This window comes from Mucilaginibacter sp. UYNi724 (assembly GCF_054057495.1).
The window spans coordinates 86,627-101,785 of record NZ_JBSRZI010000003.1 but is presented as its reverse complement, the minus strand read 5'-3'; the positions used below and the strand labels follow the sequence as shown (position 1 = coordinate 101,785).

The following is a 15,159-nucleotide window of genomic DNA, read 5'->3' as shown; positions in this document are numbered from 1 at the left end:
CGTGTTTACATCTTATTAACCTATTTTTCTGCCTTTTGCGACGCTGGCAAAAGTCGTTTATTTTTTCAAATTACAAGGCTTTTTTTCTGTTATCTTTGCGCCTTTAAAAGAGGCAGGAAAACAAGAATCAAGAGACAAGATTCTTTTCTTGTTCCTGCTTCTTGAAATCTTGATTCAAAAAACAAACAAATGGGTTTACAATGTGGTATAGTAGGCTTACCAAATGTGGGTAAGTCAACACTTTTTAACTGTTTATCAAATGCCAAGGCACAGGCGGCAAACTTTCCGTTCTGTACAATCGAGCCAAATGTGGGGGTAATTACCGTACCTGATGAGCGTCTTACAAAACTAACCGAGATTGTTAACCCCAAAAGCATCGTACCGAATGTTATTGAGATAGTTGACATTGCAGGCCTTGTTAAAGGTGCCAGTAAAGGCGAGGGTTTGGGTAACCAGTTCCTGGCAAATATCCGCGCTACGAACGCTATACTGCACGTATTGCGATGCTTTGATAACGATAATGTGATCCACGTTGATGGTTCTGTTAACCCTATCCGCGATAAGGAGATCATTGACACTGAATTACAGTTGAAAGACCTGGATTCGATAGAAAAGAAGATCCAGAAGGTGGAGAAAATGGCTAAAACAGGCGGCGACAAAGAGGCTAAAAAAACCTACGACGTGCTTACAGTTTACAAAAACCATTTGCTTGAAGGTAAAAGCGCACGCACTGCCCCTGTTGCCGAAGAGGATAAAGAATACATCGAAGATATTTGGTTGCTGACTGCTAAACCGGTATTGTATGTTTGTAACGTGGACGAAGGTTCTGTTACTACGGGCAATGCTTATGTAGAGCTGGTAAAAGCCATTGCGAAAGAAGAAGGCGCGCAGGTTTTGGTGATATCTGCACAAATAGAAGCCGAAATTGCTGAATTGGAATCATTTGAAGAACGCCAGGAGTTTTTGGGTGATCTGGGCTTGACAGAATCAGGTGTGAACAAACTGATTAAAGCTGCTTACAGCTTACTTAACCTTGCTACCTATTTTACCGCGGGTGTACAGGAAGTACGCGCATGGACCATCACAAAAGGTTTTACAGCTCCACAAGCAGCAGGTGTTATCCATACAGATTTTGAGAAAGGCTTCATCCGTGCCGAGGTTATTAAGTATGAAGACTTTGTAAAGTTCAATGGATCTGAAGCGGTTATAAAAGAGAACGGAAAAATGAGCGTTGAAGGTAAAACCTACATTGTGCAGGATGGCGACATTATGCACTTTAGATTTAACGTGTAACCTCCAGTCCCCGTAAGGGGGGAGTAAGATACTGTAAACCGCTTAAGCGGGGTTTTTTATTTAACAATTTCCTGAAATCCCTCAAACCAAAATAGAAACCATGGGTTATTATTTTATACTATAACGAAAACAAACCCATGGATAACGATAACAAAATAAGCCGCAGGACCGTAATTGGCGGTCTTGGTGCAGGGCTTGCCGCAGTTGCGGTATCGCCGGTTTTAGGCGCTACAGAGGCGTTTAGCTCATCTAATCAAACAGCGCAACCGCTGGAAGATCCACAAACCAAGTATCCGAAGCCACCATTTAACGGTCAATTGCAACCATGGCCTGGATTGGCCGGTAAAATGGACCCTGTGCCCGATCATGGCGAAAAAAGCTACAAAGGATCAGGCAGGTTGGCGGGCAGAAAAGCACTTATAACTGGTGGCGACTCGGGCATGGGGCGTGCTGCGGCTATAGCTTATGCCCGTGAAGGTGCCGATGTTGCCATCAATTACCTGCCTGCAGAGGAACCGGATGCACGTGAAGTCATCGCCCTGATAAAAGCAGCAGGACGCAAAGCGGTAGCCATTCCCGGTGACCTGCGCGACGAAGCTTTTTGTAAAAGAATGGTGGACGATGCAGCTAAACAATTAGGCGGACTGGATATATTGGTGAACAACGCCGGCCGCCAGCAAACGCACCCGTCGATATTAGATATTAGTACCGAGCAATTCGACTGGACCATGAAGACTAATATCTATGCGCCCTTCTGGACCATTAAAGCAGCGTTGCCCTATTTAAAACCTGGCTCGGCTATCATCGGCACAACATCAGAACAAGCTACAGATCCATCGGGCGATCTGTATGATTACGCGCAGACTAAAGCGGCAACCACTAACTATGTGCGCTCGCTGGCTAAGCAATTGGCACCAAAAGGTATCCGCGTAAACGGCGTCGCCCCCGGCCCAATTTGGACACCATTACAGGTTAGCGGTGGCGCAACACAAGAAAAATTAAAACAGTTTGGTGGGCAAACCCCAATGGGCCGCCCCGGCCAACCTGCAGAACTGGCTTCCATTTATGTACAGTTAGCCGCTGCGGATGCAAGCTACGCAACCGGACAGATTTATGGATCATCCGGCGGTGCGGGTATGCAGTAACGTTCCCAATATTATAAAAAGCCCGGGTTGCTGCAACATGCCACCCGGGCTTTTTATATTGTGGCACATAGTAGCAGCAAAAATTCTATATTTGCGCAAATATCGTCCGCGTAGTTCAATGGATAGAATTATGGCCTCCGAAGCCGTCGATATGAGTTCGAATCTCATCGTGGACACTTATAGCAACCGTCTTAATTAATTTTAAGGCGGTTTTTTGTCTTAATTAATTTCAAATAAGATCAGCATTTATCCGTTATGCATATAATAGCTTACGCATAATGCGGTTGTCTGTAACAGATAAACGGTAGAATAGTTAGTGTAACCAATTAATTATTTTACCTTTACACACACACATGGAAGAAAGAAAATATTTAACAACCTGGAGAAAATATATCCCGGTTATACGCCTGCATTTAAAAAGGAGCTTAAACGAAGACCAAAGTTTTAAACTGAACATCACCGATTTCGAGTCGGCAGGCGACAGGGGAAAATCTGGCTATACGTTTAACATCGCTATGGAAAACGGTAAGGTAATCAACAACATCAGCGGTTCGGCTGTAGCCCGCGATCTGTATGAGGCCCTTAAAACCGACGAGGCCATCAAAGAGATGCTTCAGGACAAAAACATCAAAATAAGCGTAGGTAAATCTTTTATCCTCAGCATCAAAACAACACACATATCTGCTTTTAAATAAGCAAACCTGATATAAATTAAGAAAAGCCATCCGCAATTGCAGATGGCTTTTTTTTGGCAATTGGTGTTCACGTTCACGCGTGAACGCTCAAAAAAATATATTCAATAAGCTGATAAACAGTTGTTTAATAATTTGACGTGGTGTAAAATCGTGAACACAATGCATAAAATACCGCTGAAATTACTTTTTTAACGCGGGCTGGAAGTGAGAGCTGATGGCTATCCTGTTCCAGGCATTTATAGTGATGATGGCTATAATAACCTGGCCTACGTATTTAGCGCCCAATAGTTCGGTAGCCTTATTGTACGTATCATCAGACACTCCTTTTTTATTAATCAATGTAACTTCTTCCGTTAACGCCAATATCGCCTGCTCCTTTTCGTCAAAGAACGGGGTATCTCTCCAGGCGCTTAATGTGTAAATGCGCTGCTCGGTTTCGCCTAATTTGCGGGCATCCCTGCTATGCATATCTAAACAGTAGGCACAACCATTAATTTGTGATGAACGAAGTTTGATCAATTCTTTATGCAGTGGTTCTATCTCGCTGCTGATAACGAAATTCTCTAAAGCCATTATTGCTTTGTAAGCATCGGGCTGGGTAGTTAAAATATTTGCTCTTGTCATTGTCTTTCTTGTTTTTGTTAAGACAAAGTTGCGCACAAGCACCCTTCAGAAAAATGAATTGAGGTTAAGAAAAATTAGAATCAAGAGATAAGAATCAAGAGCCAAGAATAAAAATCTTACGTCTTGATTCTTGCATCTTGGCTCTATCCTTTAGCTCTTATCCTGCTTAAAAATTGCGGGGTAAAACCGAGGTACGATGCCAGCATATACTGCGGCACGCGTTGCACAAAGCCGGGGAACATGGCGGTGAAGTATCTGTAGCGTTCCTCATCGGTTTGGTTGAACAGAAAGCCTATGCGGCGTTGCGAGGCTATAAAAGCCCGTTGCATAGTTAGCCTAAAGTAGGTATCCAGCTTGGGGATCTGCTCCAGCAGCGGGCCTTTATCGCGGTTATGCAGCAATAATATTTCTGATGCTTCGATAGTTTGGATGTAAGTACCTGCGGGCACTTGGTTTACAATACTGTCATGGTCGGCTATCCACCAATTCTCCAGGGCAAATTGTACAATCTGTTCGTTAAGCTTGGCGTTAACGTAATACTGGCGCAGCAACCCGCTCAGTACAAAATACTCACCCTTGCAATGCTGGCCCGGCTCCAGGATGATTTCCTTCTTCTTGTATTTTCTCAACTCCATGCTATCGCAAAGCATCTGCTCTTCCTGCGGGTTAAGCTGCACCTGGCGTTTAATGTGGGCCAGTAGTTGTGGATACATATTTCTACTATTTAGCAATTATTCTATATGATAATCAATCACTGTGCGGGTAAAGTTAACTAACCGGCGCCAGTAATGAACCTGCAAGCAAAATAGAAAGTATAAACATCAGGAACAGTAGAAATGGCATAATATCACCAACACTACGGCCTTCTTTTAAGATCAAACTGCTTAGAGGCTTAAATACAAGTATCAGTAAAGCCAATACAAGCATATACGTTATTGCAAGATTACGGCCCGAGTAAAAAGAATTAGCTGGCATTTCTCCCTTGATGATACCGGTGAAATCGATAAAAAACAAAAGGTTCCAAATCACAACAATTACAACTGTTGGGAGGGTTTTTAGAGGGAAGGTGCCGCTTGCCCTTAAAGCATCTATATCATAATCGTATATTAAACCCTGCTTATCTTTATTATCTAAAAACCCGGTTTGTTTTATAAGCCTCATCACCTCGTTAACACCTTTTGACGAAGTGAACACAATGCGCTCCTTATAGCTTTGTACGGTGTGCACTATCTCAACACCGTTAACAAACCCTGCAAATCCATCATAAGGCCTTATAGTAACGATATCCGATGGCTTAAACACAAATTTGCCAATAATACCTGCATTAAGTTCTAACAAACGGTCGTTTACCGTTAATTTGGCAAACGGCCACGTGGCCCTGCTTCTGCCAATGTACGCCCCGCCTGTAATTTTAAGATCTGCCATTTGAAAAACTTATGGCAGCTTAAACTCAAACCTGTATAAAACTTTTTTGCCCGTTTGAGTTTTGGTGTCAACAACTTCGCCATCTACCTTAATGGTGGTTACCAACTGGCTTGCGGGGTTTGTTTTTGGCAGATTAACATCAACGGTTAACTTAACATCCTGGCCTGAGGGTAACACTACCGATTTATCTAATTTGCCTGTGTATTCTTTCTCTACATGCCTGGTATTATCCTTATCAATATAGCTGATGGTAGCAGTTGTACCGGCAGGTATTTCTGTTATGTAATTAACGTTATATGTTGCTTTTGGGGCTATATCTAACCTGCCTTTAGCCATATCATAAACGGTGTAACTGCAGCTGCTGGCAATAAGTGCAATAACGAAAAGGTAGATGTATTTTTTCATGGAGCGAATGTAGAAATTGGGATAAATTAAATAAGGTGACTATGCAATAGACGCCTTATTTAATCAATAGGTTGCACACGCTTGCTATTTTAATGCATCCGCGGCATAGGCGCGGCACGCTTTCACCTCTTTAACCGCGTCAGAGCCTTCGGGAATATTGTATTCCAGCTCAATTGTAGCCGGGAACTTGTATTTATTTTTCTTCATCAGGGCTAAAACCTCTTTTATCGGCGTATCTCCCTGCCCCCATACTGCGTTAGGCCCATTATTAAACTTACGATCCTTAATGTGCATGCTGGTAATACGGTCGTGGTATTTCTCAATGAAAGGAACGGGGCTACTGCTGGTACCCGATGCATAGTGCCCAATATCCAGGTTGATGCCGTTATATTTCGATTGCCCCAAAGCGGCATCCCAAAGGGTTGGGGTGGCCTGCGTGTGGGCATGGTAGCCTACCATCATTTTATGTTTGGTAGCCAGGTCGCCAAGGCGTTTGGTTTGGGCTTCATCGGGCAGCTCAACAGTAACATGGTTGCATCCCAACGCTTTACCGGCATTAAAAGCGTATTCAATCTCGGCGTCAGTGTTTTTTGTGCCCAGCGCATTGGGTTTCCAGGCGTAGATGCTTACACCGGCATCATTATACATTTTGCGCAGTTCCTTAAACTTATCCATAGGTGCATTTGTGCGCCATTCGGCCATTTTGGGAGCAAAGTCTGTCCAGTTCTGGCCTTGCTCGCGTTTAGGTGCACCGGCGTACGCCTCAGCAGCATCGCCCATTAATTCAATGGCATTTATGTTACAGTCGATACAGTATTTCAAAAGGTCTTCGGCAGTGCCCGGCATACTGCGGAACGAATAGGTGATCACCCCTATCTGCACGCCGTTTATCATGCTGTTTGGCTTGGCAAACCCGCTAAGTAACGAGTTGGCAAAAGATATTTTTGAAAGGAACAGCACCCCGGTTGCCGCGATGGCTCCGGTGCCAATAAACTGGCGCCTGCTTAAGGTTTGCTTTTTCATAAATTAATACGGTTTGATGTACGTTGGTTGATATAAAGTTATCAAATTATAACACCCATCAAATTGTGTATTAAAAGTTTTACTTGTTGCGGTTTGCATGGTAATTAAGTTTGCTAACTGCCAACTACAATCTGCCTATTGAACCTGCGGCAATGCTATCTCAAAATTAGCGCCCTTACCCGGGTGCGAATAAATGTGCATAGTGCCTTTCAGGGCATCTACCAGGTGTTTTACCAGTGCCAGCCCAAAGCCGTAGCCCTGCTCGCCTCCTGTACCATTTGTAGATTCGGCCTTGCCGCTTAGTATAGTATCAATAGCTTGCTGGCTTAAGCCTACGCCCGTATCGGTTACATTTATTTGCAACAAATTTTGGGTTTCTTCTATCTTCAGGCTCAAATCTACTGATACACTGCCGTTAACGGGGGTAAACTTCATAGCGTTTGAGATGAGGTTACCCGTTATTTGCAGCAACTTATTTTTTGAAAATGGTATGGTTGATGAATTTACGGATGTGTTTACCGTGAACTTAATTTTTTTATATACCGCTTGCGGCGTGTATAGCTTTTCCAGTTTATCCTTAAAAACAATGAGGTTAAACTCATCAGCTTTCAGGTCGCGCTGAGGTTTATCAGCGGTAAGGATCTCATCGGCAAGTTCCAGTAACGAGCGGCCGCTGCGCTGTATCAGGTTTATAAACTCCAACACTTCGTCAATCTCGTTCTCCTGCCCCTGTTCGCTTATTACCTGCGCCAGGCCTATAATGCCGCCCAACGGCCCGCGAATGTCATGAGCTACTTTCTTTTTAGTTTCGTTGGCCTCGTGCAGTTTGGTTTTAAGGCCGGTAATTACGCGGTGCGCATTCAGTCGGTTTACAATTTCGTCGGCGATGATCTTTAAGAGTTCCACCTTTTCGGGAGACAGTGTTTTGAGGTCCTTATCGAGCATACAAAGCGCGCCAAGGTTATGCCCTTCAGCAGTTTTTAGCGGGATGCCGTAATAATAACGCAGATTTGGGTCGTCTGCCACATAAAACCTGTCTTTAAAACGCTCGTCAGCCTTTAGGTCTTTCACTTCAAAATGATCTTCGGGACTGGCGATGGTGTACTGGCAAACAGATTCCTCGCGCGGCATTTGTTCAATATCTAACCCATGGTTAGTGATCGTCCATTGCGTAAACGAATCTATAAGGTTAATAAGCGAGATCTCGGTACCTGCAACTTTTGCTGCTAACTTGGCAAGGTCTTTAAAATTGTCCTGGAAACTGGTGTAATCAAGGTCGAAGTCGGACAGACTGATGATCCGTTCCATTTCATTCCCTGGTATCGGCTGGTTCTGCATATATAAAAATTGGTTCGAAATTAATTACGTATATTTATTCTAAAGGTTGTCAAAAAAATATCCGAAAAAGCCAATTATTCCTTTTAGTTTTAAGTTTGTACCACTTTGGGGGTTTTATACAACAATCAATTTAAGTTAAATTCTATACACTATAAACAATATTTATGACACGCTTAATTATCTTATCGATAGTATTATTTTTTCAAACCAATGAAAAACGTGTTTTAACTTTATATACAACCAGTGCTGATAATGCTGCCTACACGCAGCAATTGAAAATATTAAACAGTGATAAGCCCGGGCTTCCCAGCAGGAATATCGTTATCCAAACCTATATCTACAGTAACGAAACTGCAGCTGTATTCGAAAAAAATAAGATAAGAGGATTTTTTACTGTTACATTAACCGGCAAAGACGGCGGTGAGAAATACCGTAATTCGCAACCTATAACCCTTCAAAAACTTTACGGGATTATTGACGCGATGCCCATGCGTAAAAAGGAAATGAAGAAACAATAATTTTATTTATAACCCTAACAAGCCCTCATTATCTTTCAATTCCACACCTGATAACTTACGCTTAAAACTCTCCTGCACCAGGTAAAAGATCTTATAGGCAGCCGAATTAAAATCCAACCCACCGGGGCGGATGTTTGAAATGCAATTGCGCGAGTTATCCTTTAAACCGGGTTTGGGCTGATATGTTAAGTAAGCGCCAATACTATCTGAGGAGCTAAGCCCCGGCCTTTCGCCAATAAGCATAATGGAAAACTTCGCTTGTAATTCGTGGGCTATATCATCGCCTATGGCTACCCGGCCCTGCCGCACAAGGCACAACGGCGCGATTTTCAAATTAGCGGCTGATAGTTTCGGAATAAGCAATTGCAAAAGCGGCAGCACGTTTTCATTTATGGCAATCGCGGATAACCCATCGGCAATAATAATTACAATATCGTCGCCGGTTATTTGGTCGGCAAGGCGGTTAAGGGATTCTTCGCTGGGTTTACGGCCAAGATCTGGGCGTTGAAGGTATTGCGCGCGACTGCCAGCCATGCTATGTAACTGCAAAACCGGGCGATGGAATTGCGCCAGCGCATCTTCCAAACTTTCTGTATCCATAGCAGAATAAACCGCATCGCGGGCATGGGCGTGCGCCAGTTTAAACTGTAACGATTGCCTGGTTGGGATGCTGCTACCCGTTGCGCCAATCGCAATCCGCGCAGCGGTAAACTCCTTTAAAAAAATTAACGGGTCGGGTTGTTCCGGCTTGGTTATTTTATCCATAAACTCCCCATATCTTTTAACAAACCTGCGGCAGCAGTGGCAGATCGGTTACCTTGTTCATCAAATATACCTTGTTTTATCAGCCATTGTTCAAACTCGGGCGCGGGTTTAAGGCCAAGCACTTTACGCAGATATAAAGCATCATGGAAGGATGTACTCTGGTAATTTAGCATAATATCATCGCTGCCGGGGATGCCCATAATAAAATTACAGCCGGCAACCCCAAGCAGGGTAAGCAGGTTGTCCATATCGTCCTGGTCAGCCTCGGCGTGGTTGGTGTAGCAAATATCCATTCCCATGGGCAAGCCAAGCAGTTTTGCGCAAAAGTGATCTTCCAGTGCTGCGCGGATGATCTGTTTACCATCGTATAAATACTCTGGCCCAATAAATCCCACTACCGAGTTCACCAAAAAAGGATTGAACTTTTTAGCCACCGCATAAGCCCTCGCCTCGCAGGTCTGCTGATCTACCCCGTGATGCGCATTGGCAGACAGCGCGCTACCCTGCCCTGTTTCAAAGTACATTACGTTATTGCCAACCGTGCCGCGGTTTAAGGATAGCGTTGCCAGGTAAGCCTCCTCTAATAAAGACAAACTTACGCCGAAACTTGTATTAGCCTTTTGCGTACCCGCGATAGATTGAAAACAAAGATCGACGGGTGCATTTTTATTGATAAGCTCTATTGTGGTGGTGATATGGCTTAGTACACAACTTTGCGTAGGGATCTCAAACTGCTGCCGCAGGTTATCAACCAAAGTCAAGATCTGCATTACCGCCTGGGGACTATCCGTAGCGGGGTTAATGCCGATAACCGCGTCGCCGCTGCCATACAACAGGCCCTCAATCAAACTGGCGGCAATGCCACGTGGATCATCTGTTGGATGGTTAGGTTGTAAGCGGGTAGCAAAATGCCCCTTTGAGCCTATGGTATTGCGGAACCGGGTAACCACTTCGCATTTTTTTGCTACCGCTATCAGATCCTGGTTGCGCATTATTTTAGACACCGCGGCAGCCATTTCGGGCGTTATGGCATCTTCGATGCTTTTTAGCACAATGGTGTCTGTTTCATCTTTTAACAGCCAGTCGCGCAGGTCGCCAACGGTTAAATGGCTTATGGTTTGGAAAGCATTGGCATCGTGGCTATCCATGATCAGCCGGGTAACATCATCCTCTTCATAAGGGATAACGGCCTCGGTCAGGAAAGCCTTGAGGGGGACATCCGCAAGTGCTATCTGGGCGGCAACGCGTTCTTCGTAGGTTTCCGCACTTAATCCCGCCAGCGCATCCCCTGTACGGAACGGCGAGGCTTTTGCCAGCAATACCCGCAGGTTATCAAACCCGTAAACCTTCCCTTGTACGGTATGCTGATATGGCATATTGCTTTAGTTTTTACTAAGATAAATTCTTCGACGTAAAAACCGGCAATAATAGCCTGTTTTAATAAAAGCTTAACATTGGCAAGGGTAATGCAGTGCTGCAACACAGAGAAAAAAGAGTGAGCACCGCCGTGATGAATAAAAATCCTCACCAACCCTATCCACAGCAAATGCTCACCTATCAATTACTCACAACAATTAATTATTGTACCACAACGGTTGCCGTAGCCATTGTAGAATGGATAACGCATTTGTAGGTGTAAGTACCTGCCGTTGCAAATGTGTGCGTAAACGAACCGGCCTGGTTTAGTGTTCCGCTGTCAAATGAACCGGCAACATCTGTCGCTGTGTGTGGTGCAGTATCAGCATTTGTCCATTTTACTGCCTCGCCGGCCTTAATAGTTACACTTGCAGGGGAAAAGGCGAAACCCGAAATGCTTACGGTAGCGCCTTTAGCCGGGTTTGATGGGTTGGTTGGTGTTTCGGGGGTTGGGTTGCTGCTGCTTGATTTTGAACAAGCCGCGATGCCCATAACCACAACCGCTATCATAAATGAAATCCCTAAGATGTACTTTTTCATATTAAATGGTTTTAGTGTTTAATATGATTACGCCCACATTTACAGGATGGTTGCTTTGCCCCAAGAATGTTTTTTAAAGATTTATTTTGAGGTTGGGATAACCGGCTGCTCCAACGCTTTTTCCATCAGTTCATCGTCCATTATTCGTACTTTATGTTTGCCCATTAGCATAAAAACAGCAATAGCTATAGCAAGCCCGGCGAAGAAGATCATACTCAACATAAAGTTGTAATACATTATGGCAAACATACAAATGGTAGAGATAACCAATGCAATAGCCGGGAACACGGGGTAAAATATGGCAGCGAAAGGCCGCTCCATACGGGGCTCTTTTTTACGAAGAATGAACAGGCTTATCATGCTCATCATATACATCACTACTGCCCCCATAACCGATAAAATGATAATTTGCCCCGTTGTCCCCGTAAATAAGGCTATAAAGCTGACAACCCCTCCGGCAATAATGGCCCAGTGCGGTGTTTTAAATTTTTTATTAACGGATGCCAGGCCACGCGGCAAATAACCGCTCCGGGCCATCGCGAATACCTGCCTTGATGATGCCAGTATGGTACCATGGATAGATGCGATAAGCCCGAATAAGCCTATACTGGCAAACACTTTTGTGAGTCCGTTTGCCTTACCTAATACGATACCAATGGCTTCGGGCAGCGGGTAATCAAGGTTGCTAAGTTTGCGCCAGTCGGTAACGCCGCCGGTTAATATCATTACCCCCAATGCTAAAAACACAAGGGTTATTAATGCCGAAATATACCCCCTCGGGATGTTGCGTTTGGGGTCTTTTACTTCTTCGGCAACCATAGCAACGCCCTCTATCGCCAGGTAAAACCAGACTGCAAAGGGCAGGGCAGCAAACACACCGCTCCAGCCAAAAGGCATTGGGTTGGCTAAATAATTATCCATTTTAAAGGATGGTGCAACCACACCCATAAAAAGCAAAAGCTCGCCCACGGCCAAAATGGTTATGAAAACCGAGAAGGTTGCCGATTCCTTCACCCCCGAAATATTGAGCAGAATAAACACCACGTTGAATACCAGCGCCGATGGCAATACCCCTATCTGCGGATGCAAAAAATGCAGGTATGCTCCTAATGAAAACGCGATAGCAGGTGTAGCAAGCAAAAAATCTATCAGTGTAGCATAACCGGCTATTAACCCGCCAAAAGGCCCCATAGCCCTGTAGGCATAGGCGAAAGCGCCGCCGGCATGTGGTATGGCGCTGGTTAATTCGGTATAACTAAAAATAAAGGTGACGTACATCAGCGTAACCACCAATGTGGCGATCAGGAAACCGATGGTACCCGATACCGCCCAGCCAAGGTTCCAGCCAAAATACTCGCCGGATATAACCAGCCCTACCGCTATTGCCCAAAGATGGATGGGCTTTAATACCCGTTTCAGTTGTTTGGCGTTGATGTTTTCCAAAGGCTTTAGTTTTATGAGTTTTACAACGCCTTAATATACTCATTAAAATTATTCAAATAAAAACAACAATTAGTAAGAACTTTAGTAACAATTGTTTATCAACTCCGTCTATTCTAACGAAAATGTAATATTCAACTAACCCTTATTTAATATAGGGGGTTTTCGTAAATTTGCGCTCCTTTAATTAATGTGTATAGTGACGGAATTAGGTAAACCTTCTGTAAAACAAGCCTGGACTACTGCCCTGCAATCACCTAAAAAACGTGATAAATTATTAGTAGGCTCATTCATTGTGGCTATCATGCTATCGGGCATGCCCATATTTTTTAACTATATACAAAAACGACAAGGTGTTTTACTTAGCGATTGGGTTTTGGCTAATATACCCGCCCATGATGTATCCATAATCATATTTACTATTATTTGGGGCATGGCTGCGCTGACATTCGCGCGTGCACTCTACAACCCGGTTATATACATCAACTACGTGTGGACGCTGATATTCATCAACCTTGCCCGCATGCTAACCATATATCTCATACCGCTTGACCCACCGGTTGGCCTTATTCACCTGTTAGACCCGCTCACCAACGTTTTTTACGGAAACACAGTTATTACACGCGATTTGTTCTTCTCGGGCCATACCTCAACTATGGTGCTGATATTTTTATGTTTGGAAAAACGTAGCGACAAGGTAATGGGCTTTATAGCCATCATAGCAGTGATGGTGTTGTTGCTTGTTCAACACATCCACTACACTATTGACGTTGTTGCCGCACCATTTTTGGTTTACCTCATATTTTTGGCGGTGCGCAAAATCCTAAAGCTCGATCAGCTTAAAAACAACGAAAACTAAGTATCGCCGCCGCTATAACCCGCTTGTATTTACTGCATTAAAAGTTTAAATTTAAGGGCTCTGGTTATAACCTATAATACCCCTTATAAATGAAAAAAACCTTTATTGTGGCAGCCTTATTGCTTTGCACTTTTGTAGTGAAAGCACAGCAAAGAACACCGCGCCAGTTGTTCCCCGGCTTGTTCGAGTCGGTACAATCATCTACTATATTTCCGGATAATAAAACCTTTGTGGACTGTACGCCGAAATACGCGCCGTCGCAGATCATGAAAGCCTATAACGAGCAATCAGGCAAAGCAGGTTTCGACCTTAAGGAGTTTGTGATGGCTAATTTTACCGTACCATCAGGCGTTACCCATGCCTTTCAAACTAATATTGAGGACGGCATCCGTAAACATATTGATACCCTTTGGCAGGTGCTGCAACGCAAGCCGGATGCTACTTCAAAGCTATCATCATTAGCGGCTTTGCCTAACCCCTATATTGTACCGGGCGGCCGTTTCCGCGAGATCTATTACTGGGATAGTTACTTTACGATGCTTGGTCTTCAAGAAAGTAAGCAAACAAAAGTGATCAGCAACATGATAGATAACTTTGCTTACCTGATAGATACCTACGGTTTTATCCCTAACGGCAACCGTGCTTATTATTTAACGCGTTCGCAGCCGCCATTTTTCTCGTTGATGGTAAACTTGCTGGCAAAAAGCGGGGGCAAGGCCATCCTCAGCAAGTATCAACCGCAATTAATAAAGGAATATAACTACTGGATGCTTGGCGGCGCAACATTGGCCAATAACAAAGCAACCCACCGCGCCGTGCGCGTGGCCGACGGCACACTGCTTAACCGGTACTGGGACGAAAGCGACGAGCCACGCGAGGAGAGCTATATCAAAGATGTAGATGCCGCTAAAACCACCAAACAACCCTTGCCTGTATTTTATCACAACGTGCGCGCGGCAGCTGCAAGTGGCTGGGATTTCAGCAGCCGATGGTTTAGCGATACCGCCACGCTTGGCACTATAGAAACTACCAACCTTGTTCCTGTAGACCTAAACTGCCTGTTGTACAATCTCGAATTAACCATTGCCCATAGCTATCAAATTAAAGGCAACACCAAACTTTACACCGCCTATAATGCCAAAGCAAATGCCCGCAAAAAAGCCATCCTGAAATACTTTTGGGATGAAAAAACAGGCTGGTTTGGCGACTATAACTTCGTTGCCAAGCGATCTTCGCCAATCCAAACTTTGGCGGCTGTTTTCCCGCTGGAGTTTAAGCTGGCAACGCCTATGCAGGCAAACAAGATAGCCGAAGGCTTAAAGGCCAATTTTCTGAAACCGGGCGGACTGGTTACTACGCTAAACTTTAGCGGCCAGCAATGGGACGCGCCAAACGGTTGGGCTCCCCTTCAATACATGGCTATTGACGGGTTGGAGAATTATGGACACAGCGAACTGGCTAAAGATATTGCCACCCGCTGGCTGCAGCTAAACATCTGCGTATTTAAAAAGACCGGCAAGCTGTTAGAAAAATACAACGTAGTTGATACCAGCCTAACTGCGGGCGGCGGCGAATATCCACTCCAGGATGGTTTCGGGTGGACGAACGGGGTATTATTAAAGTTGATGAACAGGTATAATTATGAGGAGCAGCAGGGAGAATAACTGACCACT

The 15,159-nt window shown here is 44.4% G+C and carries 16 protein-coding genes and 1 tRNA gene; 7 read left to right on the top strand and 10 right to left on the bottom strand.

The features are described from left to right. Positions 1–189 precede the first annotated feature (189 nt). The 4 genes from ychF (at position 190) to ACVW0P_RS05695 (ending at position 3,133) form a co-directional block, all read left to right on the top strand. Positions 190–1,293, top strand: coding sequence for a redox-regulated ATPase YchF (gene ychF / locus ACVW0P_RS05710; RefSeq protein ID WP_457131230.1), 1,104 nt, complete (start codon positions 190–192; stop codon positions 1,291–1,293). A 137-nt stretch (positions 1,294–1,430) separates the two neighbouring features. Continuing rightward, a complete protein-coding gene (locus ACVW0P_RS05705) occupies positions 1,431–2,438 on the top strand; it encodes an SDR family oxidoreductase (protein ID WP_457131229.1) in 1,008 nt (335 codons plus the stop codon). 104 nt (positions 2,439–2,542) lie between these two features. Then, positions 2,543–2,614 (top strand) — tRNA-Arg (locus ACVW0P_RS05700). Between the two features lie 177 nt (positions 2,615–2,791). Next, entirely contained in the window at positions 2,792–3,133 is a 342-nt protein-coding gene (locus ACVW0P_RS05695) for a hypothetical protein (protein WP_457131228.1), read from the top strand. A gap of 180 nt (positions 3,134–3,313) precedes the next feature. On the opposite strand, the gene ACVW0P_RS05690 is transcribed toward ACVW0P_RS05695, so the two are convergent. The 6 genes from ACVW0P_RS05690 to ACVW0P_RS05665 all read right to left on the bottom strand — a co-directional run bounded on the left by ACVW0P_RS05690 (position 3,314) and on the right by ACVW0P_RS05665 (position 7,948). Beyond that, a complete protein-coding gene (locus ACVW0P_RS05690) occupies positions 3,314–3,757 on the bottom strand; it encodes a carboxymuconolactone decarboxylase family protein (RefSeq protein ID WP_457131227.1) in 444 nt (147 codons plus the stop codon). 143 nt (positions 3,758–3,900) lie between these two features. After that, positions 3,901–4,470, bottom strand: a complete 570-nt coding sequence (locus ACVW0P_RS05685; RefSeq protein WP_457131226.1) for a Crp/Fnr family transcriptional regulator — start codon at positions 4,468–4,470, stop codon at positions 3,901–3,903. Between the two features lie 55 nt (positions 4,471–4,525). Beyond that, a complete protein-coding gene (locus tag ACVW0P_RS05680; RefSeq protein WP_457131225.1) occupies positions 4,526–5,182 on the bottom strand; it encodes a hypothetical protein in 657 nt (218 codons plus the stop codon). 9 nt (positions 5,183–5,191) lie between these two features. Further along, positions 5,192–5,587: a hypothetical protein gene (locus ACVW0P_RS05675; RefSeq protein WP_457131224.1), complete on the bottom strand. Its 396-nt coding sequence runs from the start codon at positions 5,585–5,587 to the stop codon at positions 5,192–5,194. Between the two features lie 84 nt (positions 5,588–5,671). Continuing rightward, positions 5,672–6,610 (bottom strand): sugar phosphate isomerase/epimerase family protein, encoded by a 939-nt coding sequence (locus ACVW0P_RS05670; protein ID WP_457131223.1) that lies wholly within the window; start codon positions 6,608–6,610, stop codon positions 5,672–5,674. Positions 6,611–6,745: 135 nt separating this feature from the next. After that, positions 6,746–7,948, bottom strand: a complete 1,203-nt coding sequence (locus tag ACVW0P_RS05665; RefSeq protein ID WP_457131222.1) for a GAF domain-containing sensor histidine kinase — start codon at positions 7,946–7,948, stop codon at positions 6,746–6,748. A 164-nt stretch (positions 7,949–8,112) separates the two neighbouring features. On the opposite strand from ACVW0P_RS05665, the gene ACVW0P_RS05660 reads away from it, so the two are divergent. Continuing rightward, a complete protein-coding gene (locus ACVW0P_RS05660; protein WP_457131221.1) occupies positions 8,113–8,466 on the top strand; it encodes a DUF4174 domain-containing protein in 354 nt (117 codons plus the stop codon). Between the two features lie 6 nt (positions 8,467–8,472). Here the strand turns inward: ACVW0P_RS05660 and eutC are convergent, their stop codons facing one another. The 4 genes from eutC to eat all read right to left on the bottom strand — a co-directional run bounded on the left by eutC (position 8,473) and on the right by eat (position 12,630). Then, complete coding sequence (gene eutC / locus ACVW0P_RS05655) at positions 8,473–9,231, bottom strand: ethanolamine ammonia-lyase subunit EutC (protein ID WP_457131220.1); 759 nt, start codon at positions 9,229–9,231, stop codon at positions 8,473–8,475. Then, positions 9,219–10,607 (bottom strand): ethanolamine ammonia-lyase subunit EutB, encoded by a 1,389-nt coding sequence (locus ACVW0P_RS05650; RefSeq protein ID WP_457131219.1) that lies wholly within the window; start codon positions 10,605–10,607, stop codon positions 9,219–9,221. The genes eutC and ACVW0P_RS05650 overlap by 13 nt, the downstream gene beginning before the upstream one ends. Before the next feature lie 202 nt (positions 10,608–10,809). Beyond that, positions 10,810–11,187 (bottom strand): plastocyanin/azurin family copper-binding protein, encoded by a 378-nt coding sequence (locus tag ACVW0P_RS05645; RefSeq protein ID WP_457131218.1) that lies wholly within the window; start codon positions 11,185–11,187, stop codon positions 10,810–10,812. Positions 11,188–11,268: 81 nt separating this feature from the next. Continuing rightward, positions 11,269–12,630 (bottom strand): ethanolamine permease, encoded by a 1,362-nt coding sequence (eat, locus tag ACVW0P_RS05640; protein WP_457131217.1) that lies wholly within the window; start codon positions 12,628–12,630, stop codon positions 11,269–11,271. A gap of 187 nt (positions 12,631–12,817) precedes the next feature. Between eat and ACVW0P_RS05635 the strand changes: the two genes are divergently transcribed. Together ACVW0P_RS05635 and treA are read left to right on the top strand one after the other, a co-directional pair. Then, a complete protein-coding gene (locus ACVW0P_RS05635; protein ID WP_457131216.1) occupies positions 12,818–13,486 on the top strand; it encodes a phosphatase PAP2-related protein in 669 nt (222 codons plus the stop codon). A gap of 89 nt (positions 13,487–13,575) precedes the next feature. Beyond that, positions 13,576–15,150: an alpha,alpha-trehalase TreA gene (gene treA / locus ACVW0P_RS05630; protein ID WP_457131215.1), complete on the top strand. Its 1,575-nt coding sequence runs from the start codon at positions 13,576–13,578 to the stop codon at positions 15,148–15,150. Positions 15,151–15,159: the final 9 nt, after the last annotated feature.